The organism is Natronorubrum halophilum, from assembly GCF_003670115.1.
Classification (GTDB): Archaea; Halobacteriota; Halobacteria; order Halobacteriales; family Natrialbaceae; genus Natronorubrum; species Natronorubrum halophilum.
The window spans coordinates 673,099-698,766 of the sequence record NZ_QQTY01000002.1 but is presented as its reverse complement, the minus strand read 5'-3'; the positions used below and the strand labels follow the sequence as shown (position 1 = coordinate 698,766).

Below are 25,668 nucleotides of genomic sequence, written 5' to 3'. Positions count from 1 at the left end.
CGAGAATCAGTACAACGATGACCGGGACGTCTAACCGTGACAGCGTTGCATCGACTTCAAGCGATGCGAGCGGATCGGATTCGCTTGAGACACTGGTTATCGGGATCGACGCGGGCTGTTTGCCGGTTTTCGAGCGGCTCTTCGAGGACGATCGGATTCCGACCATCGAGCGGCTCTGTTCGGACGGTGTCACCGCCCCGCTCGAGTCACAGATCCCGCCGTGGACGCCGAGCGCGTGGCCGTCGATCTACACCGGGGTCAATCCGGGGAAACACGGCGCGATTGGCTTCGTCGGGTACGACGGCTACGACTGGCACGTAACGAGTAACGAAGACGTCAACGAACACCCGTTCTGGACGTTGCTGGATCGACACGACCGCTCGAGCGTCGTCGTCAACGCTCCGGTGACGCATCCGCCCGAGGAGTTCGACGGTGCGGTGATTCCGGGCTTTCTCGGTCCGGAGGATCCGGACTGTCACCCCGTCGGCCTCCTGGACGAGGTTCGTGACGCGATCGGCGAGTATCGCGTGTATCCGTCGTACACGCGCGACGACGACACCATTTCCGACGCCGAGAAGATCGAGGAGTATCGAAGCCTGGTCGAGATGCGCGGGCGAGCGTTTCGCTACCTCGTCGACGAGTTCGAACCGGACCTCGGGTTCGTGCAGTTCCAGAAGACGGACACGGTGTTCCACGAGTTCGACGGCGACGAAACGAGCGTCGAACGCGTGTACGAAGCGACCGACGCACAGATCGCGTCGATCCTCGAGACCTGTGATCCGGACCGCATCTTCCTCGTGAGCGATCACGGGATGGGGCCGTACGACGGCTACGAGTTCCGCCTCAACGAGTTCCTTCGCGATGAAGGCCACCTCGAAACGACGACGGGCGGAAAGGGGATGCCGTCGTGGACGCCGATGCGGAGGCGACTCCGCGAAGGTGAAGAGTACGACACGTGGGAGCCAGGAACGGCGGCGCGCGTCGCCGCAGTCGCTGCCCAATTCGGCATCACCGCTCGCCGACTCAGAATCGCGCTCGAGCGAGTCGGACTCGCCGACCTCGCCATAAAGTACGCACCGGGCGGTATTTCCCGGACGGCAAACCAGCAGGTCGACTTCGAAGAATCGAAGGCGTACGTCCGTGCGCGCACCGAACTCGGCGTCAGGATCAACCTCGAGGGGCGGGATCCGGCGGGCGTCGTTCCGCCCGAGGAGTACGACGAGTTCCGCGAGGAGCTCATCCGGACGCTCCAGTCCATCGAAACGCCCGACGGAGAGCCGTTCTTCGAGACGGTCGCACCGCGCGAGCGCTACTTCCACGGGGCGTACGTCGACGACACCGTCGATATCGTGACGATCCCTAACGGGTTCGAACACACGCTCTCCGAGCAGGTAACCGGTTGCGACTACTTCGGTCCGGTCGAGCCGTGGAACCACAAAATCGATGGCGTGTTCGTGGCGACGGGCGAGGGGATCGACGAGGAGCAGTCGCTCGATCGGGCCCACATCTTCGACGTTGCACCGACGATCATGGCTGCGATGGGAGTCCCCCACAGCGACCGAATGGACGGGAGCGTCGTGCCGATCGTCGAGCAGGTCGACTCGATGTCGTATCCGGCGTACGACGACACGGATACCGGGGAGCAAACAGCGCCGGACGAGGAAGTCACGGACCGGCTGGCGGATCTGGGATACCTATCGTAGCGGTGCCGTTCGAGTGCACCGACAGGCTGGATTCCCGACCGTTATGGACGGTGCAACTGTCGGCTACCCAGACGGTAAATAAGGTACCCGAATCAGACGCTGTGGTAGGTCACGAACAACGCTATGGGCTTTATCGCTGAAATCCATCTCTCTCACGCCGATCTCGCGTTAGTACCGACGATCGAGCGACATCCCGACGTCACGCTCAGATACGAATACGAGGTGCCAACCGACGGGAAGCGTCTGCAGTTCATCTCCGCGTTCGATGACAAACATTCGGCGCTCGAGGAGGCGATGGAGGCGGATCACACGATCTCGAACCCGACGCGAATTGCGACGTTCGAGAATCGGACGATCTATCGCGTAGCGGTCGAGACCGAACTCGAGATCCTCCCCAGCTGTTGTGCAGAGCGTGGTCTGTTCGTCTTTACGATCACGAGCGATGGCCACGGGTGGGTCGCCCGCGTCCACCTGCCGGACCGCGACGCACTGGCCACGTTCCGGGAGTATTGCCGAGGGGACGGCATCTCGTTCCACGTGACACGGCTGTACGACTCGACGGTATCCGACGACGGAACGTACGTTCTGACCGAACAACAACACAATATCCTCACGCTGGCATACGATACCGGTTACTTTGATACGCCGCGTTCGGTCACGCAAGACGACCTCGCCGAGCACCTCGATATCTCGGATTCGGCAGTTTCACAGCGACTTCGTCGTGCCGTTTCGGAGTTAATTGCGGGAACGATCAAGAACGATCGCACGCCCATGGAGTACGAATGACGCCCTCAGTCTTCCTCAGTCTTGCCGGTCATTCTCGAGGGTTTAGACGGATGGTAAGCGTTCGTCGAGGGGAACGATACCGGTGGGATGCCCTATCCGAGCGAAATCGAATTCGACGCTCCGCAAAGATGTCATTATATTAGTATATCAGCATTTCGGCACACTCACGATATCCGACCGGTTTTAAAAGCTTGCCATCCGAATCCATAGCTACTGGACCCTTTCATTACCAGAACAGAGTGACTATCAATGTCGGAACGAAGTGGTATTCGGAACTCGGATCGTGGGAATTTTCCGTGTTCTCAGTCGACTTGTCAACCAGACGAGCAGTATTCTTTCGCGGGACGGTCTCGCTCGCAACGGTCACGACGGACGTTTTTGCGGGGTGCGTCAGCCGTAGCCGCCGCCGGAATCGGACTAACGTCGGCCGTTAGTGCGGCATCGACGCCGTCATCACAGTACTACGGTGACTACGAGAACGTCATCGACGTCGTGGAGGCCGGTGCCGATAACACCGGCAACGAATCGATAACGCCCGTTCTCGAGGACCTCCGTGCCGACGAGACGTTGCTCGTCTTTCCCGAGGGGCGGTACTATATGGACGAACAGTTCAGATTCACCGGATTCGAAAACTTCGGTGTCGTCGGTGACAACGCGACGCTGGTCCCGGCGAACTACCGCGATTTCGACGGTCCACAGTACCGATTGTTCCGTCTGGGTGTGTCGTACCGTCCCGGACGAATGCTCCGGTTCGAGGGATTCGACATCGACCAGACGGCTCCCAACACGGGAATTCGAACGATCGAAGCGAACGTCTCCGACCGACTCGAGGTTCGCGACATCACCGTCCGCGGCGAGCACGACAGCGGGACGTGGGGGCCCGGACAGTTCAATATCACCGACCCTGACGGGTGGGGAATCGTCGAACGGTTTCGGGCGATGGACGGCGCTAGATGGGTCAACAATACGCTGTACGCCGGCAACCGCTGGCGCGGCCCCATCGGAATCGAGGCGAACCAGAACCGGGGAACGCTCGAGTTCAGACGCTGTGGACTCGGTGCGTTCCCGAACAACGGTCTCTACGCGGCCGGCGGCGACGGGAAGATCGTCGTTCACGGCGGCCTTTACCGGAACAGCAACGGCGCAAACGTCCGCGTCGGCGGACGGAACAGCGAGATCCGGTGGCCGACCGTCCAAGTCAACGACACGCGGCCGGAGGACCGAACACAGCGCGGGATCCGGATCGAGAACGGTCGCAATATCGAGATCTACGGCGCGGCTATCGAAATTACCTCGCCGAAGCCTACCAGTCACGCGATTTCGGCGATGAACACATGCGAAAGTGCTCGAATCGATAACACCAGGATTCGGATGAGCGGTTCGGATGTGAACCACGGTATCGTCGTTTCTCCCGACTGCGGGGAGACCATCATCGTCGACACGTCGATCACGCACGAGACTGCGGGCGGCTATCCAGTGTGGATTCGGGACAGCGACAGACCCGAGCAGGTGCTCGCCGAAAACCTCACAATCACGGGACGAGCGGGAGATGCGGGGGGGTTCCGCGATGGCATTCGCTGCGAGCGGGACAACTGTCGGCTCAGTCACGTCGATATCGAACAACCCGGCCGCGATGGAGTCGATCGAAATGCCATCGTTAATATGGGTGATAACCTGACCGTCTATCGGAGTGAGCTACGTGCGAGTCAGTACCCGTACGTCGACCTCGGCTCCGACGCGCTCGTTCGTGACTCGGTTCTCGAATCCACAGACGGAAACGAGGCGGTCTGTCTCTACTCGTCGGCGGAAAATCCGGAATTCAAAAAGAATCAGCTGGTCGATGGGATACGTGACCTCGGCGCAAGCGAGGTCACGACGTGGAACAACACGTACGAGTAATCGAATCTCCGGAAATCCGCTCGGAGTCGGGCACTCTCACCCGCCGATAGATCACCTCTTCGGGGGTTTAACACCCGTATAATAACGCCTCGAAGCTGTCACTGTGGAAGTACTGTGAGTACGTCGGACGTTACTCGAACGTCGCCGCTGTGGGGAACCGATCGGTGGTTCGATCGTCCATGGGTGAAACCGTGAATAGAAGTATCGCGAGCGGTGTCTTCTCCGTCGTCAGTACGAAGGTCGTCGTTCTCGTCGTCACCGCCGTCTCGATGCCGTTGCTGTACCGATTTCTCGGTGCCTCCGGCTTCGGCGACTACTCGTTCCTGATGTCGGTGTTTGCCATCTACATGATCTTCGTCAGCTCCGGCATTACCGATGGCGTCCGGAAATTTCTCGCCGAGGACCGTACCGCGGCGAACTGGAGCGAGCACGTCGTCGGCTTTTACTTCCGACTCGCCGCCATCCTCGCCGTCGGTGGCGCGGTGTTGCTCCTGATCGCCGCCCAATCCGGGATCGTCAGCTCCGTGTTCGGTGACGGGTTGTCGATCTACTTCTACGCCCTCACGCTCCTCGTGATCACCGCACAGTTTCGCGACTACGCCCGGAAGACGCTCATGGGATTCGGCCTCGAGCGCTATTCGGAGCCGCTGAAGGTACTCGATAAGGTCGGCTTCGTCGTCGTCTCGATTCCGCTCGTGTACTTCGGTGCCGGCGTATTAGGTGCCCTCGCGGGTCACCTGTTCGCGAGCATACTCGTGGCCGCCGTCGGACTCGCCCTCGTCAATCGTCGGATCCCGTTGTCGTGCGTGTTCAGCAAGCCGACCAGCGACTTTCCGCGCCGAGAGATGTTCACGTTCAACTCGATGAGTATCGTCCTCGTCTTCCTGCTGATGTCGCTCTACCACATCGACATCGTGATGCTCCAGCAGTTCAGGGACAGCGCGTCGGTCGGGAACTACCGGGCGGCGCTCACGCTCGCCGAGTTCCTCTGGTTCGTTCCGATCGCCCTCCAGACGGTGTACGTTCACTCCACGTCGGAGCTGTGGTCCCAGAACCGTCATCGAAAGATTACGGAGCTCGCATCGCGGACGACGCGATACACGTTCCTCGTGACCGCCATCATGGCCGTCGGTCTCGCGGCGCTGGCCGATGTCGCCGTGCCGGTATACTTCGGTGCCGAAGCGAAACCAGCGATCGAGCCGCTGTTGTTGTTGCTCCCCGGAGCGCTCGGGTTCGCACTCGCCAGACCGATCCTCGCCATTTCACAGGGGAACGGAACCCTCCGGTACCCGGTCGCAGCGACCGGCATCGCAGCCGTGATCAACGTCATCCTCAACGCCGTGTTGATCCCGCGGTACGGGATGAGCGGCGCGGCCGTCGCGACCAGCATCGGCTACGGATCGATGTTCGCCTTCCACTGCGTGAGCGCTCGAGTCATCGGATTCGATCCGCTCGCGGATGCGCGACTCGGTCGCGGTGCGATCGCGGCTATCCTCGCCGGCATTCCCATCGTCTCCCTCGCGTCGGTGATCACGAATCAGTGGCTCGCCCTCGCAATCGTCCCGCCCGTCGGGTTCCTGGTTTTCGTCGCCTTCGCGATTTTCGTCGGCGCTCTCGACTCGGCGGAGCCGTTCGAGATCCTGTCGATATTCCCCGATCCGATCGGCTCGAGGGCGAACGAGATCTACGAGCGCCTCGAGGCGAGGACGAACGACCAATCGTCGCGAAGCTGGATACAGACGCTGCTCCTCGCTGCCGGGATCGCGCTGTTCGCCTCCGGAATCGCCCTCGGAATACTGGGTCCCGAGATCTAAGACCGCGCTCGGCGGACCGTCTCGTTTTCCCACCCTTCGATGTCCGGTTAGCAAGGGGACCGATCGGCGTCTCGGGACGTATGGATCGTCCCGAGGAGTGTCCTGAGACGTCGGTACTGGCGCATCTCGCGCGCGATAGTCTTGGAGGAGAATTAACCGCAACGCCCTCGTTAGCGGGCTCGACGGCGGGTCCACGGGCACTGACGACGGAACGCGGAGCACATCGGCGAAAAAACGTCTCGAACCGCGAGTCTCGAACTCGGCGACCGTCGTCGGACGCTCGCCGTTACGACGAACGCGAACGTTACTCCACCTGGCTCTCGAGGTGTTCGCTCTCGGCCATGTCGAACAGCATCGCGAACAGGAGCAGCGTGATGCCGGCGACGAACAGCAACAGGCTCGCCGACCCCTGAACGAACGCGGAGCCAAGACCCGCGAGGACGGCGATCACCGACAGACCCGCACCGAGTACGCCCGTCGCGGCCATCCCGGCCCCGACGAAATAAAACAGCGCGAGCGGGTGGAAATCCAGGACGAGGTACTTCGCCTTCAGCCGCCACAGGAAGTTCCCGAGCAGCATCGTCGAGACCTTCGGAATGTAACTGGAGTACTCGATGCTCGACTCCTCGTCGCCGTAGACGGCCGGCATCGCGACGTCGGCGACGCGCATGTCCTGGACGTTTAACTTCACCAGCAGGTCGTTGCAGTAGCCGTAGTACTCATAGAGGTTGTCGACGTCGATCGCCTCGAGCGCGTCGTGAGAGATGGCCGTGTAGCCGTTCTGGGGGTCCATGGTCTTCCAGTAGCCCGAGGCGATCTTCGTCAGGAACGAGAGGATCGCGTTGCCGACGAACCGGAATCGGGGCATCGCCGCCCGATACTCCTTCGAGAGGAGTCGGTTCCCCTTCGCGTAGTCGGCGTTCCCGTCGACGATCGGATCGAGCAGCCGCGGCATCTGGGAGAGGTCCATCTGCCCGTCCGCGTCGACGGTGACCGTCGCGTCGACGCCGTCCTCGAGCGCGGCGAGGTAGCCGGTCTTGATCGCCCCGCCGGCACCGAGATTCGTACGGTGTTGAATCGGGACGACGCGGCCGATGCTATCGAGGACCGACGCTCGCTCGGCGAGCGTGGACACACCGCCGTCGGCCACGAGTTGGGTTTCGCCCGCCACGTCGCCGGTCGGCGTCGAACTCGCGTCCTCGCGAGCCGCCTCGTGAATCGCCTCCCAGGTGCCGTCCGTCGACTGATCGTCGATCGCGTAGATTCGATCGACGTAGTCGGGCATCTCGCGGATCACGTCGCCGACGAATCCCTCCTCGTTGTAGGCGGGCATCACGACGCCGACGGTAGTGTCTCGATACATTAGCTCACCTCCGTCGTGTCAACGCGTTCGATAGCCGGTGTGTCGGCGTCGGGAGTACGCACCGTCATGACCCCTCCAGCAGTTCCGTCGCGGTGACGACCTCGACGTCGGCGTCGTCGATGTACTCGAGCAGGTCATCGAACGCTCGTTCGGACAGCCCCTCTTGCCCGATGTACTCGAAGTGCAACACCGCGAGCTGGCCGTACTCGGCGGCGTAATCGACGTACCTCTCCGTTTCCGCTCCCGCGTCGCCGGAGAAGAATCCCACGTTGTGGGGATCCGTAAACGGCACGCCGTTCGGACCGCCGCCGAACCGGAACGCTTGCTCGTGGTACTCCCTGACGAGATCGATGGTGTCCGACCCGAGCACGTTCCGGGGCGTGACGAAGTGTTTCGCACCGTCGGCGAAGCCGCGGTTCTCGAGGTACGCTTTCGTCCGTCTGATCATCCCCTCTTGCTCTTCGGGTGAGAACTCGTGGATGGATTGTGCGCCCGTTCGCGGACGGGCCGCCATGTCCCATCCGGCGTCGTCAAGTTCGCTGAGCGCGTCGATCGTAAGCCTCCCCTGCTCACCGACGGCCTCGGGGATGACTGCCTCGACGCCCGAAAAGCCGTACTCTTGCATGCGCTCGAACGCGTTCGTGCGGTGGCTCTCGAGCGTCCCGTCGAACAGCAACATGACCCGTCCCGTCTCGGGCCGGTCGACGGTGCGGAGGTCGTCGACTCGGCAGTCGATCGAACCGGTTTGATTGCCGCGCCGCCGCGCTGTCAGGCGAATCTCGCGAACGTCCGAGAGATCGGGTTGGGTTTCGACGCGAGTCGTCCCGAAGTCGACGCGGACCCAGCGGTCGGTGGGTCCGGTAAGCGTCCGGCGCATCGTGTACACGTTACGCGAGTTCGGTGCGAACAACTCGAGGGTGAGCCGTAGTTGGTCGCGGCCGGTGAAGGAGACGGCGAGCGAGAGGTTCGAATCCCGCAGGTCCATCCCATCGGAGATCGTCCTGTAGATCGCCGCGTAGTCGGTCTCCTCGTCCGCTGTGAGGTGGGCGGACTGAGAGCCCGCGTAGGGATCGTCCGTTCCGGCCTCGAGCGCCCCGGCGTCGATCAGCGATGCCCACTCATCGAGGTTCTCGAAAGTCTCGATCGACTCCCCGGGGAGATCGGGCAGATCGCTCGGCTCGGGTTCGTCGTCCTCGTCGCCCGGCTGAGACGGCGACTTCTCGTCCCCGCCGCGCCACTCGCGGATGCTCGAGAGGCACCCGGCGAGTCCGAGCGTTCCGGTCGCTGCAACCGTAGTTATGAACGTTCGTCGGTTTCGGTTCGTCATTAACACCGGCCACGAATCGTTCGGTCTTTCTTATACAGTTATTAGAAGGAGGTGCCACCCACTCAGGGCGTAGTGATCGGGTCGTTTCGTGTTGCTCTCGTCGAGAACTCGTCTCGCTGCAAGCGGGAACGTGCGCTGACGCGGCGTTTACCCACGCGATAATAATCCCATCCGAGCGACTACTACCGAAAAATGACTCGTATCAGCGTCATCATTCCGACGTACAACAGAGCGGCGACGCTTCCTCGCGCGATCGACAGCGCACTCGAGCAAACGGTCGACGACCTGGAGGTCGTCGTCGTCGACGACGGCTCGACCGACGACACCGATTCGGTACTGGCCGGATACGACGATCCCCGAGTTCGGCCGGTCATCCACGCGACGAACCAGGGGGCGAACGTCGCTCGGAACACGGGCATCGAACACGCCCGCGGCGAGTACGTCGCCTTCCTCGACTCGGACGACGAGTGGCGTCCCGAGAAACTCGAGCGCCAACTCGCCGTCCTCGAGGATCGCTCGAGCGAGTGGGTCGGCGCGTACTGCGACTCGGCGTACGAACTGTCGGGAGCGAGCGGCAGGCTCCGATCGGCCGTCGCAGCCGTGCTCGCTCGCGAGGACGAGGAGCCCGCGAGGGAAGGGGGTGAGGAACTGATCGGCGAAATCCTGGCGGACAACGTCCAACCGGGGGCCGGTTCGACGCTGCTCGTCCGAACCGACGTCGCGAGCGAGATCGGTGGATTCGACGAACAACTCGACCGGTTCCAGGATCCCGAGTTCTGTCTGCGCGTGCTCGAGGCTGGCAAACTCGCGTACGTCGACGAGGAACTCGTCGTCCGCGAGGAGACGGGACACCCGCCGGCCGACGTCGTCCGGGACGCCGACGAGCAGTACCTGTCGGCGTACGACGAAACGGTCGATCGCTTCGAGGCCGAGGGATACGACATTCGATCGACGCACGAACTGCTCCTCGCGAAGCGGTACTTCGCCGAAGGGCGTCTCCTGCGGGGCGCGTGGCACGGCCGAAAGGCGTCGGTGTCGCCGCGACATGTTCCCGGCGTCTGCTGGGCTGCCGGCACCGGCGTCCGGCGTCGCCCGGTTCCGATCGTCGCAATGATTGCGGTCCTCGCACTCGTGACCGTTCTGGCCGTTCTGGGGCGGTATTCGATCGCCCGTCGCGTTCTCACCGAGTAGCTGCGCTTCAACCGGGTGGGCAACGCACCGGCGGCACCGGTCGGCGAACGCTCAAGGGCACCTCGCGGATCCGTCCCCACCTCGTCGCCCTCCCGTCGCTCTCATACCTGAAACGATCTTTACCGATCGGTAACTAACACGATCCGGACGGCAGGATCGGCTATGAACGTCCGATCGCTCTACCACACCGCCAGGGGAGTGCAGGGATTCACAGCGGCCGAACGCGAGTCGACGGCTTCACGATCGCTCCGTCGTCGGCTCTGGCTCTGGCGTCGCGGCTTCGTGAGCCAATCCGACGCCGTGTACGACCTCGAGGAGTCCACGGCACAGGACTACGTGAGCGACTATCAACGGTACGTGCGGACGAAGAAGATTAACGGAACGTGGTCGGTCGCGCTGTCGAACAAGCTCCTCTTTCACCGGGTGATGCAGCCGTTCGACGACAGGCGAATGACCGTCTACGGAATGGTCCGTGATGGTACGTACCACTCGGTCGACGCGACGGAGTCCCATCTCCCGCTGACGGACGGCGGGTCGAGCACCACGGCGGCGGTCGGTTCCGGCGGCGAGAAGGCGCCGGAAACGTACGACGCCGGCGAGCGAGTCGTCGACCGACTTGAGGACGAGAACCGACTGGTCCTCAAGTGGGCTCACGGCGGCGGCGGACACAACGTGCTCCTGTGTGTGAACACCGACGACGGCTACCGGGTGAACGGCGACGAGTACACCGAGGCGGAACTCCGTTCGCTGGTCGCGGATCTCGATGAGTACCTCGTCTGCGAGTTCGTCGCGCAGAGCTCGTTCTCGGCCGTCCTGTACCCGTCGACGCCGAACACCCTCCGAATCATCACGATGTACGACGAGGCGGCCGGCGAACCGTTCGTCGCCGCGGCGATCCAGCGCATCGGGACGACGAGGTCCGCCCCCTTGGACAACTTCACGCAGGGCGGACTCTCCGCGAAGATCGACCTCGAGACGGGTGAACTCGGTCCCGGTGCGCAGCCGCCCGAGGGCGACCGCGTCGGGTGGCACTCGACCCACCCGGACACCGGGACGCCGGTCGAAGGGGTGCGAATTCCCGGCTGGGACCGCATTCGAGCGGGCGTACTCGAGATGGCCGACGCCTGCTCGTTCCTGCCGTACATCGGCTGGGACGTCATCGTCACCGGCGACGATGGGGAGTTCTCGGTCATCGAGGCGAACAGCTACCCCGGTCTCAAGTCGATCCAGGTCCACGGGCCGCTGTTGACGGACGACCGCGTTCGGGAGTTCTACGAACGACACGGTGTGTGTTAGCCTGTCTTCCGTCGGATTTCGGTCGCAGGCGAGCTAAAAGGCCGTATTCCGCCGTATCGACGACGAGCTAACCATTTCGCGAATGAAATGGAAAATGTTCCTGGGTTATACTCGCGATAGTAAACATCACCCGTTTCAAACTCCGTACTGACATGCAAGGTGATGACATTTCGCGGAGAGCAGTACTAACCACTACGGCTGGCTGTGCGCTCGCGGGCATCGGTATCGCCACGGTCAGCGGCCAGGACGACGACGAATCGAACGAGGACGATGCGGGTATCACGCGAGACTCGTTCCCGATTATGGACGGAACGAACCGGGAAACGACGGTCCACGTCACGACTGCGGACGCGGACGGTCCGACGGTCGTCGTCGTCGGCGGCATCCACGGCAACGAAGTCGCCGGCTACGCGGCCGCAGAGGAGGTCGCCGACTGGGCGATCGACGTGGGGACGCTCGTCACCATCCCCAGAGCGGATACCGTCGCGGTCGATCGCGGGACTCGAACCGACGACGAGGGCGTCGATCTCAACCGGCAGTTCCACGAGGGCGACGATCCGGAGACGGAACTCGCACGGGCCATCTGGGCCGTCATCAGCGAGTACGATCCCGATGTCGTCGTCGATCTCCACGAATCGAGGGGCATCTACGCGGACGATCCCGTCGACGGCGTCGGACAAGCGATCTTCCACTCGAGCAACGACGAGGCCGTCAACGCCGCCGCGGAGACCGCCGACTACGTGACTCGGAACTACGTGGACGATCCGACGCGCGCGTTCCAGACTGGGCCGTTCTCCAGGCCGGACAACGACCCGCAGGGACTGCTCGTTCACAAGGCCGCTCGAGACCTGGGTGCCGACGCGTTCCTGGTGGAGACGCTCTCGGTCGACGTCGACCTCGAAACCCGCGTCGAGTGGCACCTGGCAATCACCGAGCAACTGGTTGCAGACGGATTGTTCCCCGAGGACGGGAACACCCCCGACGAGCCCGAAGAGGCGGAACCGGACGAGCCGGAGGAACCTGACGAGGACAAACCGGACGAGGATGCGTCCGACGATGCCGACGCAGACGAACCCGAGTCGCCGACCGCGACGATCAAGACGGTTCCCGAGGGAGCCGACGAACGGGCCCTCGAGTCGGGCCAGACGATCGAACTCAACGCTTCGTGCTCGTCGGCCTCGGACGGTGACATCGTCGACTACGAGTGGGACGTCGGCAAGACCGGTGAGTTCGACGAAACCGGTGAAACGATTACGGTGACGGTCGGCGCGAACGCTCGAGACTCGGTCGTCCTGCGCGTGGTCGACGACGACGGGCGGACCGATACCGACTCGATCACGCTCTCGACGGAATAGTTTGTCACCGGCGCTTTCGGGCGCTCGGTCGTGGACATCACGCCGTATCATTCGGTTTCCACCGCTGTTTTTCCGTCACGTATCACGGTAGCTATCGGAGTGAACGCCGGCATCACTCTGCAGAATCGCCTGCGACGAGTCGAGATAGGAGTCGACGGCGGGCGTAGCGAAGAATTAGTAGTGTTGGTCCGTCCGAAGCTTCCAGAGGCCGTCGAAGGTAACGACCTCGACGTCAGCGCTGTCGATGTGCTCGAGGAGGTCCTCGTAGTCGCCCTCGGACATCGTGTTGTTCGCCTCGAACGTGTGGAAGTTCAAGATCGTACACTGGTTGTGTTCGGCGGCGAGGTCGACACAGCGCTTCGAGATGTCGAGGTCGTGGCCGATCGTCCGCGGCAGCGCGAGCGGATCGAAGCCGTAGACGCTTGTCGTGTTGACGTTGCCAGACTGATTGAAGCCGCCACAGTAGTGGTAGTCCGTCGTGTACTCGAGACTGGTCTTGTTGTAGCTGTTGTGCGGGTAGACGATGTAATCCGCGCCCTCGAACTCGTTTTGGATGTACCACTGTTTGTCCTGCCGAAGGCGAGCCTCCATTGCTTCTTCGTCGTCCTCCTCGTGGATAGGGTTGTGCGTGCCGTGGACGACGATCTGATCGCCCTCGTCCTGGCGCTCCTGAAGTTCCGAGACCGACATGATTCCGTCACGACCTTGCTCCGTCCACCGTGGAATCGGAGCTTGAACCGTCTGAAATCCGTACTCGTCGTGCAGGGGCGACGCCGTCTCGTAGTAATCCAGACTGCCGTCGTCCCAGGTCAGCATGACGTACCCCTGATCGGGTTTCTCGTGGGAGCGTATGTCGTCGATCCAGACCTCCGCCTCGTCCATGGAGTGCAGGACCTGGATCTCGAGACGGTCGAGGGAATCCATCGCCGGTTCGTACTCGCTCTGTTGGAAGACGCCGGGGCTCGAGCGGAACCAGCCGACGTCCGGCGCTCGATACGTGACCTCCCGGAGCGAGTGCACCTTCTCGCTCCCGAACTGGTCGACGAGTCGGAGATTGACCGCGAGGCTCTGCGGTGTCGTCGTCCGAATCGCAAAGGAGAGGTCCGTCTCGGTCAGGTCCTCTCCCGAGAGGGATCGCTGCGCGACGATGTTCTCGCTGCCGTTGGACTGCAGTTTGAGGCTCTGATCGCCCGCAAAGACGACGTCCTGGTCCGCTTCCCCCGACCCCTGGACGACCTCCCAGTCGTCGAGGTTACTCAGATCGTCGAAGGAGTCTCCGGGCTGGCGGTACTGCTCTCGGCTATTGTATTCGGTTTCGAGCGGCGGGACGCCGTCCGCGAGCGCTGCCGCAGTCGACCCGTCCGAACCGTCCGAGGGGTCGTCCGAGGAGTCACCGTCAGAACGGCCGAGCGCCGAGTTGAGTCGGTCAGCACAGCCGGCCATACCGGCGATCCCAACCGCACTCGACAGAGCGAGGAATCGTCGTCGCGTTGGTTGCTTCTGTGACATTGACGGGTCGAAACTACCGACAGCGAACCCATTATTATGGATCCTATAGTCGGGACCGGTGAACGGTCAAGACCGCTTTCGTACGGCTGTTTCGGACCTTAACGATGCCATAGTAATTGTTGACTCGTCCGGAGACAGGATAATGAGACGTACGCGAGCGAGGATCGCGATCGGAAATCGTCCGGTTCACGACGCGACCGTACATCGTCTGCAAACTACTCTTCAACCATGAACAGGGAACTCTTCGGCGTATTCGGCGGTATCGAGGCGTTCGGGCGGTTCAGATCCGGTGACGAGTTCGACGAGGTGCTCACTGGACCGGCCATCACGGTCGGAATCAGGGACGCCGATCTCGGAACGCAAGGATGGAGCGCTCAGTACGCCAGCGACGACGGTTACTGTGTTATCTGGGGAGAGATATACGCTCCCGACGACAGCGCTAACGCCGCACGCTGGCTCCTCGAGCGCTACGAGACGGACGGACGCGACGCGCTATCGGCGCTCAACGGCTCGTACGTCGCCGTTCTCGACGACGGGACGAGTGACGGGGGGTTCGTCGCCACGGATCCGGTCCGATCTCGAGAGTGTTTCTACACCGACGAACCCGGGGTTCGAGTCTTCGGAACCGACGCCGCCGAGGTCAGCCGCACGATTACCGAGCCGACGGTGAACCGGAATGGAATCCTCGAGTTCCTCCACATGGGTGTGACGCTCGGCGAAAAAACGGCGATCACGGAACTGCATCGTCTCCCGCTGGATAGTCGGCTCACGCCCGCATCAGTCGAGTCGCTCGATCGCTTCGTCTACCAACCGCGCGAGTTCGACTACGCGGGAGAGCTCGCCGATCGGCTCGAACGAGCGCTTCAGCGGCGATCGGTGCTCCCTGGACGAAAGGGGGTGCTCCTCTCGGCGGGATACGATTCGCGGATCATCCTCTCGCAGGTGACCGATATCGACCACAGCTACACGGTCGGTGCACCGAACGCACAGGAGGTACAGGGAGCGAAACAGCTCGCCGACCAGTACGGCGCGAGCCATACCGCGTTTCCGCCGGACGAGCGGTATCTCCGTCCCGACGAGTCGAAGATACGGTACTCGAACGGGATCAAAGAATCGCTGCACATCCACCACGCCGGCTACACGGACGAGATCGACGTCGACACGATGTACCACGGCCTCCTCAGTGACACCTTCTTCCGGGGCCATTTTACCGCACAGGATACCGTCGACGTCCTCGATAAACGCATTCCGACCGGTCGCCTCGATCCCGATCCGGACCCGGTCGAGGTGTTGCTCGAGAAGTTCGGATACAGCCGCGAGGCGAGCCTCGAACTCGCCGACCGAACGTCGTTCGACGTCGATCCAGAAGCGTTCGTCAGGGAGGCACTCGCCGACGAAATCGACTCGAGGCGCTCGCACGCGGAGACGATACAGAACACGCTCACCTGCGTTGGGATCGCCAACCAGCCGTCGGTTCCGTTCCACAACCACCTCTCGGATCAGTTCATCACGTCGTTTCTGGCGACGGATCGCGAACTGATCGAGTGGCATCTACAGACGCCGCCAGCACACCGAACGACGGACACCTTCTTGCAAGCGTGTGAGCAACTGGACGACGAAATCTTGCGATACAGACCACCCGATCGACCGTACGATAGTACCCTCCTCAACGAGATCGAGGGATTCGTCCGTCGAAAGACGCCGCTTCTCCCGGCGTTCCAACCCCCGTGGCCGGATCGTGAAACGCTCTTCGAGCAGTACGGGTTCGACCAGCGGCTGTTATCCGATATGGCGTACGTCCACCAACTGCCGGCCAGACATAAACTGCGACTTACCGATCTTCGTGGCTGGCTCGAGCGCGGGCTAGGTCCGAAGAAGCAGCCGCTACCGTGGTTGACTCCGCCGGAGTCCTCGGTAGGATAGCACGTTAGAGAACACATTCGCTGGCTGCCAATTTCCGTCTGTTTCCTTGATATTTGTCAGATGTTAATTGTGTAAAAAATCGGTGCAACCGCGCTAACAACCAGATATATTGCTTGCGATTGTAGAACCGTGAGAATACTTATATGCCAAGGGGTTTTACCGTGGAATATGCGTCTGACACCGTCTTGGCTTCGCTCTTCGTCAGATGATTCCCCAGAGGAGCGATCCGAGAATTCGGATACTACTTCCGGGGTTACGATATATCACGCCCCACCGAACACCGTCCAGGAGGGTGATCCCGAGGATACGCAGCGAGCGGCGAATTTTATCCCGGAGTCCGACACCGAGCTGTTAGCTGCGCTCGACGAGGTAGGGACACCAACAACCGTCGATGAAGTGACGGATCAGTTACTTCACCCGGCACGACCGCCGATCGATACCTGGGCGAACGTTCACGAACGGCTCCATCAAGACCGACTTCCGGAACTCGACGCGTCGGGTGATATCGAGTTCGACACGAACGACGGTCTCGTCGAGTATCAGACGTCGTATGCCAGAACGGAGTCGCGGTTTTCGCTGGCCAGCCTCAGGAGAATCTGGGCGAAAGTGTTGTACACGCTCATCGCACTGATCGCTGCCATGTTGCTAATCGGAGTGATAGCCGCAGTTGCGACGACGACGTTCGATATCTCGGTCTTTCAGGCGTTCATCTAGTCCGTCGACGCTCTCAATTGATGAGTCTGCTGATAGTCAGCACTGTAAAGAGGAGCAGGATCAACGCGCTCAGTGCGATCCCCGAGAGGAACGACATAAACGGCAGTTCCATCACTGCACCGAGCAAGAAGACGTAACAGACGACTGTTGCGCCGATGTAGTAATCGTCCCACCCCTCGTCGCTACGTTGCTCGTTCACCGATTCGATGGACGGATCGACCTGAAGGTACTGATCGACCTGGTCGGCGAGCGGTTTTCGCTCGACGATTCCGCGGTTTTGCTGGTAGTCGATTATTCCTGCCTGATCGAGCTTCGAGAGGTGAGACTGATAGAGGGGAATGTAAACGCGCTGGCGCTGCGTGGACGTGAGCTCTTTGACGGTGGTCTCGTGTTCCCAGGCCGCAACCTGTTCCGCAATATCGCGCATGCGGACGGGTTCGTCGGTACCGCGTAGGTACCGGAGCACCATCCGACGGCGTTCGTTTTGCAGCAGATGAAAGATTTCGTCTTTCGAGAACGCAGACGCTTCGGAAGGACAGTCCGTCTCGGTATCTATCTCCTGGCTATCCTGTTCTTCCGAGTTGATATGTGTCGATTTCATCGGTCCAGTCTCCCTTAAACAGAAGTGGGTAATAAAGGGTTTGGTCCTCACATCCCAGAAATACACGATTTCAATAGTTTCATCGCAGTTTATCACTTTTTATGTTATTTCATAACCCAATAATTCCGCCTCTAGGACTCTCTATCTGCAATATACGGTATTGGTGCAAAGTTTATTACGCTAGTGATGGCGGAAAATATTCCTCGAGATACTCTACGAACCCGTGAGTATCTCGCTGTTTGCAACCGTCGATGACCATCGAAAGCGGCGAGAGCAGATCCAGTATCGAGATGATTATAGATCGGGGTCAGACAGACGTCAGATCGACCCGGTTGCGCGGGGCTTACTCGGGTGATAATAAACCACCCTGACACCGATTATCCACGAAATGAGCGACAACCACTGGTGGTTTTTCGATCTGGCAGTCGTCATCGCGGTCACTGGTACCCTCACGTTCGGCGTATTTTCCGGAGTTGACGGCATCACAAGAATAGCGGTAACGATTCCGCTCGTTCTCTTTCTTCCGGGGTATGCGCTCGTCTCGGCCATGTTTCCCGACAAACCGAACGACAACTACCAGTCGTTCGACGAGGAGAAAACCGGACTCGGAAATCCACTGCTGGCTTCCGGAGGACTCGAGACGATCGAACGGCTCGTCCTGTCAGTGGTGTTTAGTGTCGCCCTCGTTCCGGCGACCGCCCTTATTGCGTCCGCAACCCCTAGGGGTTTGACGCTCGGAATGGTGCTTTCCGGGATTGCGTTACTCACCGTCGCGCTATCACTGATCGCGATCGGTTCTCGCTATCGGTGTCCACCGGAGCAACGATTCGTGCCGAGGCTCTCGTCGGAACCGCTGTTTTTCACGCAACGACAGAACGCGTTCAGGAGAACGAACCCGCGGCCGTATAACATCGCACTCGTTGTCGCATTGATCCTTCTCGTGGCGAGCGGCGGCTTTGCAGTTGCCAACTCGCCGGAACACGACGGATTTACTGAATTTTCAGTCGACACCGAGGACGTGACCGGCGAAACCGATACGATGTACGAGTCGACGTACACTGCCGGCCAGCCCAACGAATTGCAGACGACGATCACCAACCAGGAGAACGAAGAGCGCACCTACACGACGGTGGTACTGCTCGAGCAGGTGAGCTACGAGGATGACGGCGTGACCGTCCACGAAACGGAGGAACTCGTCAGAGAGTCGACAACGGTCGCTGACGGCGAAACGCACCAGCAAACGCTCAACGTCACGCCATCGATGCAGGGCGACGAGTTCCGCCTGACGGTGCTCCTCTACGAGGGCGATCCGCCGTCGGATCCGACAACCGAGAACGCATACCGTGCGATCAATCTGCCAATCGAGCTCGAGTAGGTGTGGTCGCGGGAACGCCTCGCGACTACCGCCTACTGTACTCCCGTTTGTGAACGCGGTTTCCGAGCGCTCCCTCGAGTCGTGAGGCCGCGGCCGTCGCTATCGATTCTTCGTTTCCCGACCCCGTCGATAAGCCAATCGCTGAACGGTCGGGACCACTGAGACCGGCTACGCGCTCTGTCGTTCGTTTTTCGTCGCGCCGGTCGTCCGTCCCGTCGTGTACGCGATTGCTATCCGAAACGGCAACCGGCTTATCGTCGGTGCATTCTCGCTCGCATCTCTCTCACCACGTTGCCGACGTGCTCACCCCTTTTGCTCGGGCCGAGCACTCGAATCGCGGTCGACGGACGGTCACGGCGGTTTTGTCGCCTGCTTCGTCTACTCTCCGGTATGCGAACCTCCTTCTCAGTGACGGAACGTCGCCGCAGACCGCTTATCCGACTCGTAGCGGGAATCGCGGTAGCGCCGCTATGGCTGTTCGGCGGTGCGCCGATCACTGCTGACGTCGGAGCGGCTCCGCAGCTAACACCGGCCGTGATTTCGAATAGCTATCGTAGCCGCTGACGCGACTCCCGTAACCGCTTTCGGATCGTCGTGCCCGTTTTGTCCTCGGGTTCCGAGAATCTCCATAGCGTTCCTTACAGGAACCGAGAGGGACAGCGGGGCTGGGGTGTCCGCACGACTCGAGAAAGCGCTCGACTCCCGTGAGACCACGTTCTCCGCTGGGTGATCTTCGAGGTCCGCTCACGCTTCGCAGTTCGCGAACGGGTCATCGCTCGTCGATGGTAGCAGTAGTTAACGACAGGGACGACGAGTCCCGACAGCGAGGAACGTAGACCTTCTTAGCCGTCGCTCACCGTCGTTCGTAACGACCTTGAGTAGTGTCATCGATCGGCTCGTTATCGCTCAGATCCGATCGACAGCGACTGGATCGATCGTTGCGGGGCGGTGTGTAGAGCGCTGCTTGGTAGCTGCGAGTTCCACGGAAAATCAACCGACGAAACGGGCCCTCTCCCAATCGTTATCCGGATGCAGACGAGTCCGCACAGATCGTCACGTCCCCGTTCGTGTAGATGGTGGCCTGATCCGGACTGCAGAGTCGATCCTGAGAGATCTGCTTGATTCGTCCGTTTCCGTCGGCGTCGTTGAAGTACGTCGCACCGGTCGACTGCGTCGACCGATACACCGTGTAGTTGTGGTCGGCAGCGCCGCCGTCGGGAACTTCAGCGATCCCCGTTCCCGACCGCGGATAGGCACCGGTACGCCAGATCACCGTCTGGTAGGGGTGATCCGTGTGGAACCGTTGATCGGGCCGGATCTCGCTTCCGTTCGGTGAACCCGTTAACTCCCCGATCCGGTCGACCGCAGCGAGCTCGGCCTCGTTGTACGCGAGCTGTTCGTGGTGATCGTTGAAGACCGGGTTATCGGTGTTGCTTTCGGCTGCGAATATCATCGCCCCCGGATAGATGAGGACGAACACCAGGAGCACGGAGACGACGATCCTCGGCTCGAGTCCCCGAACCATCGTTCGAATGCCGATCGCGCCGAGGATCGCCATCGGCGCGAAGAGGAACGCGAACCACCGCGTCGGGATGAAGTTCCTGATGCCGAACATCGGCAATCCGAGCACGAACACCAGCATGAAGGCCGCAGCCAGCAAGAGCGTGAACACCGACTGTTCGGCACGCCGTCTGTGGACGACGTACAGACAGCCGGCGAACGTCGCGGCGAGCAAGAAGAGAAAGCCGAGGTTATCCACGTACGGGATGATCTGCTCGAGCAGCGTCGGCGCGGCCTCGGCTGCCCCGCTGGCCTCTTCCGACGTCCCGCCCGCGAGGTTGAGAAAGCCTGCGCTCTCCTCGAGCGTTTCGGTGAAGAAACTCAGGACGGTCGCCAGGAACGACTGCTGGCGATACGGCGTCAGCGACCAGACGAAGATCGTCAGGCCAACGACGAAGACGAAGAGTCCGACGAGGTTGACCGGCTTCTTCGCTCGGAAGACGCTCGTGTCGAATCGGGCTAACCCGAGGGGGCCAACCTCGAAGACGAGTTGCGCGAGGAACGCCGCGAGCAACAACACGAGCATGATGAACGTCGACACCTGGTGGGTAAGGATGACGGCGACGCTCAACAGGAGTAACAACGAGAAGTCTCGCATCGTGTACTCGATCCGCATCACGCGGATCAACGCGTACAACATCGCGAGGAAGAAGACCAACCCCAGACTCGTCGGAATGAGATGCATCCCCCACATCGCGACGTAGTTGGCGAAGCCGAAGAGCGCGGCCGCAAGCGTCGCCCACCGCTGTGAGACGAGCAAGTTCGTGGTCGCGTAGACGAGCAGAACCGAGATGGGCATCACGATTCCGACGGAGAGATACAACGCGGCGCGCAGCGGAACGTCGTACAGCAGCGACGAGGCGGCGACTAACAGGTGATAAAACGGTGAGGCGTAGTGTTTGTCGTCGGAGATTCCGCCGACGGACCGTTCCGTTACGATCGCCTCCGTCAGCTCCGCGTGCGTCCAGATGTCGATTCCGATGTATCCCGGGGTCGCGTACAGCGCGGTAAATCGGAAGATGAGCGCGAAGAGGACGATCTGGAGCAACAACAGCTTCGGATTGAGATCCCGCTCGCTCGCGAAGACGATCTGGCCGATCACGAGCGTCCCGACGACGCTCGCCAGTCCGAAAAAGACGATCGTCCGCGTGCCCTGGATCACCGTCAACAGGACGAGGGCCGAGAGTCCGACGAGGACGACGCTCGGAAGCGCCATCGACACTTCCGAGGGGAGCCTCGGGAACGCTTTCGAGTGTTCCCGTTGGTACAGCGAGACGAGATACAACGTACACGCGGTCCCCAGAACGATCGGAACCGTCTTGAGATAGATCTGCGAGGCGAAAAACCGCAGCGGAAGCAGCGCCAGCGCGATCAGGAGACCGCCGATCGCCGCGACGGTGTCGAGGCGTAGCGGTCGCAGCTCCGAGAGTCGCTTATACCCCATGGCTTACCCCCGTTCGCTGGCCAGCCGGTTCGTTCGAATCGAGCACTCGTCGATACAGGCCGAGGAGCGCTTCCCCGAGCGTGTCGAGGCTGAGCCCGTCTATTTCTTCGCGGCCGTTGGAACGACCGCCCGCTTCGACGACGGTCTCGAGTCCGGCGATCAGATCACCGTCGGCGTCGCTGACGAAACAGTTCGTCACGTTCTCGACCGTCTCGCGGACGAATCCGACGTCGGTCGAGACGATCGGGAGATTACACGCGGCGGCCTCCTTGACGACCATGGGGCCGCTCTCGCGTCGCGACGTCACGAGGAGGACGTCGCTCGCGCTCATGTAGTAGGGCATCTCCTCGTGGTCGACGCCGGTGATCGTCCGCAGTTCGATATCGGCGTCGGCCCGTTCGACCAGCCGGCGAGCCCGCGGGAAGTCCTTTACGGATCGATCGCGATCGTACGGGAAGAGCGCGACGGGTCGGTCGGTCTCCCAACCGAGGTGCTCACGGGCCTCCCGGCGCGGGATCGGCCTGAACAGGTCGGTGTCGACGCCGAAGGGAATCAGTTCGTGCTCGGTATCGAGTGCGCGCGACATCGTTCGGCTCGGAACGATCGCCGCGTCCGAGCGGCGGGCACCGTATCGACTGAGCGATCGAAGCCAACCCAACTCGCTCATCAGGTCAGATCCCCACAGCGTCACAACCACCGGTCGGGTGGGTTGAGCGAGGGCGAACGGTGCGACGAGACCGTAGTTCGCGTGGACCAGATCGTACTCCGTCGATCGAACGGCTGAGAGGATCTTCGGATGGAACTTGACGTAATCCGACACCGACCGACCCGAATCGCCGCTGTGCGCTCCGGGGACGCCGAGAACGGTGCAGTCGACGCCCCGCTCCTCGAGGACGGACACCTGCTGGTCGAAAAACGGCCGCGGCGAGGTGACCAACTGGAGTACCTTCATCGTTAGCTCGTATTGGTTGCAGGAGTTGGGTTCATCGCGCGCGTATGCGCGAGCGCCTCGATCCGCTGAACGACGTACTCGGTCACGTCGATCCGCTCTTCGAGGAGGCGGTTCCGACGACGTTCCCACGTCTCGTCCGGCTCCTCGAGGATATCGTCGATCTTCTGTAGCGCTCGAGTGTGGCGGTCCGACCCGTTGAATCCGAACAACAGCCCGTATTCGTCCTCGAGTTCGATCGTGTAGCCGAGGGACGCCGGGTTCACGTAAACCGCCGGCGTACCGAGCACCGCAGCTTCGGCGGCGGTCGTCGCCCCTTCGCTAACGACGACGTCCGCGTACGCGAGCAGGTCGTGCATCTTCTCCGGCGGCGTCGTAAACTGGTAGGACTCGAGATCGGACGGCGGTTCCCCTTCTATCGTGAGCAGGACCGAAACCCCCGCGTCCTCGAGTTTCTCGATGAGGTCTCGAGGGTCGTCGAACCCGCCGTGGCCGACGTCGTGGGAGGCCTCCCAGCTGCTGAGCCGAACGACGGCAAAGGTGTCCGACGGCGACAGGTCGGTCGCCTCGAGAACGGACGGGTCGGGGTCGAACCGGTCGGGATGGAGGTAGGCGAGTTCGTGATAGCCGTCGTAGGTCTCCTGGCTCGGTCCGATCTCCTCCCGATAGCACGACGGCGTACAGATCACGTCCGCGAACGGGTACGCGAGCTTCGTGATGAGCGTCGCGTGCTCGGTGTCGTAGAAGACGAGGCTCTTCGTGCCCAACACCGAGGCGACGTGGGCAGCGGCAACGCCGCCGATAGCCGTGATTACGTCGGGATCGATCCGCTGTGCTCGACGCAACAGTCGCATCTCGTAGGTCGCCTGGACCGTCGCCAGCGAGAGCAGCGATCCCGACTCGCCGGCCAGTACCTCGTGGTCGATACCGTACGCCTCGAGGAGTTCGATCGCCACGTCGCTCTCGCGCGCGAAGACGTGGACTTCGTGGCCGCGGGACTCAAGCTCGTCGATGGGGTGGCGAAAGAAGTGGACGTGTCCCGGATGCTGGATCGTTATCACAACTTGCATCCTCACGTCACCTCCGCGACGCTGACGAAGTCTCGGCCAGGGACGACTCTCGCTGGTCCCCACAGCCCCGACACGATCGTGTCGAGGTCCCGGCGGTCGAGTGTGTGACCCAGTTGCATCATAACCTCCGGTAGACGAATCCGGCCTCGACGGCCGCGTCTTCCTCGAGGGCACCCGTCACGTCGATCAACGCGGGATCCTCCGCGAGGTCGCCTGCCACGGCCTCGAGGTCCAGTTGCTCGAACTCCGCGTGCGGGGTCGCGAGCAGAATGGCATCAAAGCCCTCGAACGAGAGTTGATCCTGAACCTCGATTTCGAATGATTCTCGAACCGCATCGTTGTCCGCGAACGGGTCGAATCCCTCGATATCGATATCGTACTCCTGAAGCGTATCGACGGCGTTTGTGACCTTCGAACTTCGAATGTCACCGACGCCCGGCTTGTACGACAGTCCCAGAACCAGCACGCGACTGTCCCGGAGCGTCTTGTGACACTCGTTGAGCGCTTTGATCGTCAGGTCGGCGACGTAGCCGGGGACCGACTCGTTTACCTTCCGACTCATTCGCATCAGTTCGGGATCGAACCCTTCTCGGGCCGACCGGTACGTAAAGAAGTACGGGTCGACCGGGATGCAGTGGCCGCCGACCAGTCCCGGCCGGTAGTCGTGGAAGTTCCACTTCGTGCCGGCAGCCTCGAGGACCGCCTGCCCGTCGATATCCAGTCGCTCGAGCGCCATCGAGAGCTCGTTGACGTACGCGATGTTGAGGTCGCGTTGGGTGTTTTCGACGACCTTGGACGCTTCGGCGACTTCTATCGACGGGGCGCGATGGACGCCCGCGTCGACGACCGACTCGTAGAGGGTGGCCACGTCCTCGAGCACCTCTTCCGTCTGTCCGCCAACGACCTTGACGACGTCTTTGAGCCCGTGTTCGGCATCGCCAGGCGTCGCACGTTCGGGCGAATAGCCGACGAAAAAGTCCGTTCCGGCGGACAGCCCGGACGCCGACTCGAGTTCCGGAATGAGGACTTCTCGCGTCGACCCCGGGTAGACGGTCGACTCGAGGATGACCGTCGTTCCGGGCTCCATCTTCGAGCCGACGGTAGTCGCCGCGCTCTCGACGTAGCTCAGATCCGGCTGATCGTCTTCGTCGATCGGCGTCGGAACGGCGATGATGACGTAGTCTGCCTCGGCGATTTCGGTTGCGTCGGTCGTATACGAGATGTCGCCGTCCTGGATCGATTCGTCGGAGAGGTCACCGGTCGTATCCACACCCTCCTGCAGTTGGTCGACAGTCGATTCGTCGACATCGTACCCGATGACGCGGTAGTTCGATTGTGCGAAGCCAACCGCGAGCGGTAATCCGACGTAGCCGAGCCCGACGACACAGATCGTCGCCTCTCGGGCGGACTGCTCTTCGGTGTGTCTGAGGGTGGTACCTTTGTCACTCGAGTGGAGTGGGTACTGCTCGTCCTCTCGTTCGTCCGCTCGCTTCTCCGTGTCGCTGATTGTTGTGGTCATGGGTGATACGGTGTTGTGTGACCGCCACACGGCGGAGTGCGACGGTGACTGTCCGATACTGTTCGATTCGCAGTCGACGGACGTTCTTCAGATCGGCAAAGTCGCCTCGGGCGGTTTACTATAGCTCGAATAAACGGTTGCAACAGTAGCATCTCACAGAATCGCCGGTCGTTATGGGGGAATACCGGTGACTCAGGCGGTTATGGAGAAATCGCCGGCGTGAGCGTTTAAATCGTTGTTAAGCCGGATTATACGGATCCATAATGAAGG

The 25,668-nt window shown here is 61.5% G+C and carries 18 protein-coding genes; 10 read left to right on the top strand and 8 right to left on the bottom strand.

Going from position 1 to position 25,668, the window contains the following annotated elements; translation table 11 throughout:
• Positions 1-17: 17 nt before the first annotated feature.
• From DWB23_RS09465 to DWB23_RS09450, 4 genes are all read left to right on the top strand, one after another.
• Positions 18-1,703, top strand: coding sequence for an alkaline phosphatase family protein (locus DWB23_RS09465; protein WP_121742564.1), 1,686 nt, complete (start codon positions 18-20; stop codon positions 1,701-1,703).
• Positions 1,704-1,826: 123 nt separating this feature from the next.
• A complete protein-coding gene (locus DWB23_RS09460) occupies positions 1,827-2,489 on the top strand; it encodes a helix-turn-helix domain-containing protein (protein WP_121742563.1) in 663 nt (220 codons plus the stop codon).
• 249 nt (positions 2,490-2,738) lie between these two features.
• Positions 2,739-4,388: a right-handed parallel beta-helix repeat-containing protein gene (locus DWB23_RS09455; protein ID WP_238717381.1), complete on the top strand. Its 1,650-nt coding sequence runs from the start codon at positions 2,739-2,741 to the stop codon at positions 4,386-4,388.
• Positions 4,389-4,579: 191 nt separating this feature from the next.
• Positions 4,580-6,202 carry an oligosaccharide flippase family protein gene (locus DWB23_RS09450; protein WP_121743067.1) on the top strand — a complete coding sequence of 541 codons (1,623 nt, stop codon included), beginning with the start codon at positions 4,580-4,582 and terminating at the stop codon, positions 6,200-6,202.
• Positions 6,203-6,506: 304 nt separating this feature from the next.
• On the opposite strand, the gene DWB23_RS09445 is transcribed toward DWB23_RS09450, so the two are convergent.
• A complete protein-coding gene (locus tag DWB23_RS09445) occupies positions 6,507-7,565 on the bottom strand; it encodes a glycosyltransferase family 2 protein (protein WP_121742561.1) in 1,059 nt (352 codons plus the stop codon).
• Between the two features lie 64 nt (positions 7,566-7,629).
• Entirely contained in the window at positions 7,630-8,892 is a 1,263-nt protein-coding gene (locus tag DWB23_RS09440; RefSeq protein WP_121742560.1) for a polysaccharide deacetylase family protein, read from the bottom strand.
• Between the two features lie 192 nt (positions 8,893-9,084).
• Here DWB23_RS09440 and DWB23_RS09435 point away from each other — a divergent pair, with 192 nt between their 5' ends.
• The 3 genes from DWB23_RS09435 (at position 9,085) to DWB23_RS09425 (ending at position 12,734) form a co-directional block, all read left to right on the top strand.
• Positions 9,085-10,083 carry a glycosyltransferase family 2 protein gene (locus DWB23_RS09435; protein ID WP_121742559.1) on the top strand — a complete coding sequence of 333 codons (999 nt, stop codon included), beginning with the start codon at positions 9,085-9,087 and terminating at the stop codon, positions 10,081-10,083.
• A 162-nt stretch (positions 10,084-10,245) separates the two neighbouring features.
• Positions 10,246-11,379: a sugar-transfer associated ATP-grasp domain-containing protein gene (locus tag DWB23_RS09430; protein ID WP_121742558.1), complete on the top strand. Its 1,134-nt coding sequence runs from the start codon at positions 10,246-10,248 to the stop codon at positions 11,377-11,379.
• A 152-nt stretch (positions 11,380-11,531) separates the two neighbouring features.
• A complete protein-coding gene (locus tag DWB23_RS09425) occupies positions 11,532-12,734 on the top strand; it encodes a PKD domain-containing protein (RefSeq protein ID WP_121742557.1) in 1,203 nt (400 codons plus the stop codon).
• 174 nt (positions 12,735-12,908) lie between these two features.
• Here DWB23_RS09425 and DWB23_RS09420 read toward each other — a convergent pair whose 3' ends face one another.
• Positions 12,909-14,243 carry a polysaccharide deacetylase family protein gene (locus DWB23_RS09420; protein ID WP_121742556.1) on the bottom strand — a complete coding sequence of 445 codons (1,335 nt, stop codon included), beginning with the start codon at positions 14,241-14,243 and terminating at the stop codon, positions 12,909-12,911.
• Positions 14,244-14,471: 228 nt separating this feature from the next.
• Here DWB23_RS09420 and DWB23_RS09415 point away from each other — a divergent pair, with 228 nt between their 5' ends.
• Entirely contained in the window at positions 14,472-16,166 is a 1,695-nt protein-coding gene (locus DWB23_RS09415; RefSeq protein WP_121742555.1) for an asparagine synthase-related protein, read from the top strand.
• A 168-nt stretch (positions 16,167-16,334) separates the two neighbouring features.
• Positions 16,335-16,880 carry a hypothetical protein gene (locus tag DWB23_RS09410; protein WP_121742554.1) on the top strand — a complete coding sequence of 182 codons (546 nt, stop codon included), beginning with the start codon at positions 16,335-16,337 and terminating at the stop codon, positions 16,878-16,880.
• Between the two features lie 13 nt (positions 16,881-16,893).
• Here the strand turns inward: DWB23_RS09410 and DWB23_RS09405 are convergent, their stop codons facing one another.
• Positions 16,894-17,481 (bottom strand): DUF7344 domain-containing protein, encoded by a 588-nt coding sequence (locus tag DWB23_RS09405; RefSeq protein ID WP_121742553.1) that lies wholly within the window; start codon positions 17,479-17,481, stop codon positions 16,894-16,896.
• A 388-nt stretch (positions 17,482-17,869) separates the two neighbouring features.
• On the opposite strand from DWB23_RS09405, the gene DWB23_RS09400 reads away from it, so the two are divergent.
• Positions 17,870-18,856 carry a DUF1616 domain-containing protein gene (locus tag DWB23_RS09400; RefSeq protein WP_121742552.1) on the top strand — a complete coding sequence of 329 codons (987 nt, stop codon included), beginning with the start codon at positions 17,870-17,872 and terminating at the stop codon, positions 18,854-18,856.
• A 1,021-nt stretch (positions 18,857-19,877) separates the two neighbouring features.
• On the opposite strand, the gene DWB23_RS09395 is transcribed toward DWB23_RS09400, so the two are convergent.
• From DWB23_RS09395 to DWB23_RS09380, 4 genes are all read right to left on the bottom strand, one after another.
• Positions 19,878-21,860, bottom strand: coding sequence for a hypothetical protein (locus DWB23_RS09395; RefSeq protein WP_121742551.1), 1,983 nt, complete (start codon positions 21,858-21,860; stop codon positions 19,878-19,880).
• Complete coding sequence (locus tag DWB23_RS09390) at positions 21,850-22,812, bottom strand: glycosyltransferase (protein WP_121742550.1); 963 nt, start codon at positions 22,810-22,812, stop codon at positions 21,850-21,852. The genes DWB23_RS09395 and DWB23_RS09390 overlap by 11 nt, the downstream gene beginning before the upstream one ends.
• A gap of 2 nt (positions 22,813-22,814) precedes the next feature.
• Positions 22,815-23,879, bottom strand: coding sequence for a DUF354 domain-containing protein (locus DWB23_RS09385; protein WP_121742549.1), 1,065 nt, complete (start codon positions 23,877-23,879; stop codon positions 22,815-22,817).
• Between the two features lie 118 nt (positions 23,880-23,997).
• Entirely contained in the window at positions 23,998-25,398 is a 1,401-nt protein-coding gene (locus DWB23_RS09380) for a nucleotide sugar dehydrogenase (RefSeq protein WP_121742548.1), read from the bottom strand.
• Positions 25,399-25,668 lie beyond the last annotated feature (270 nt).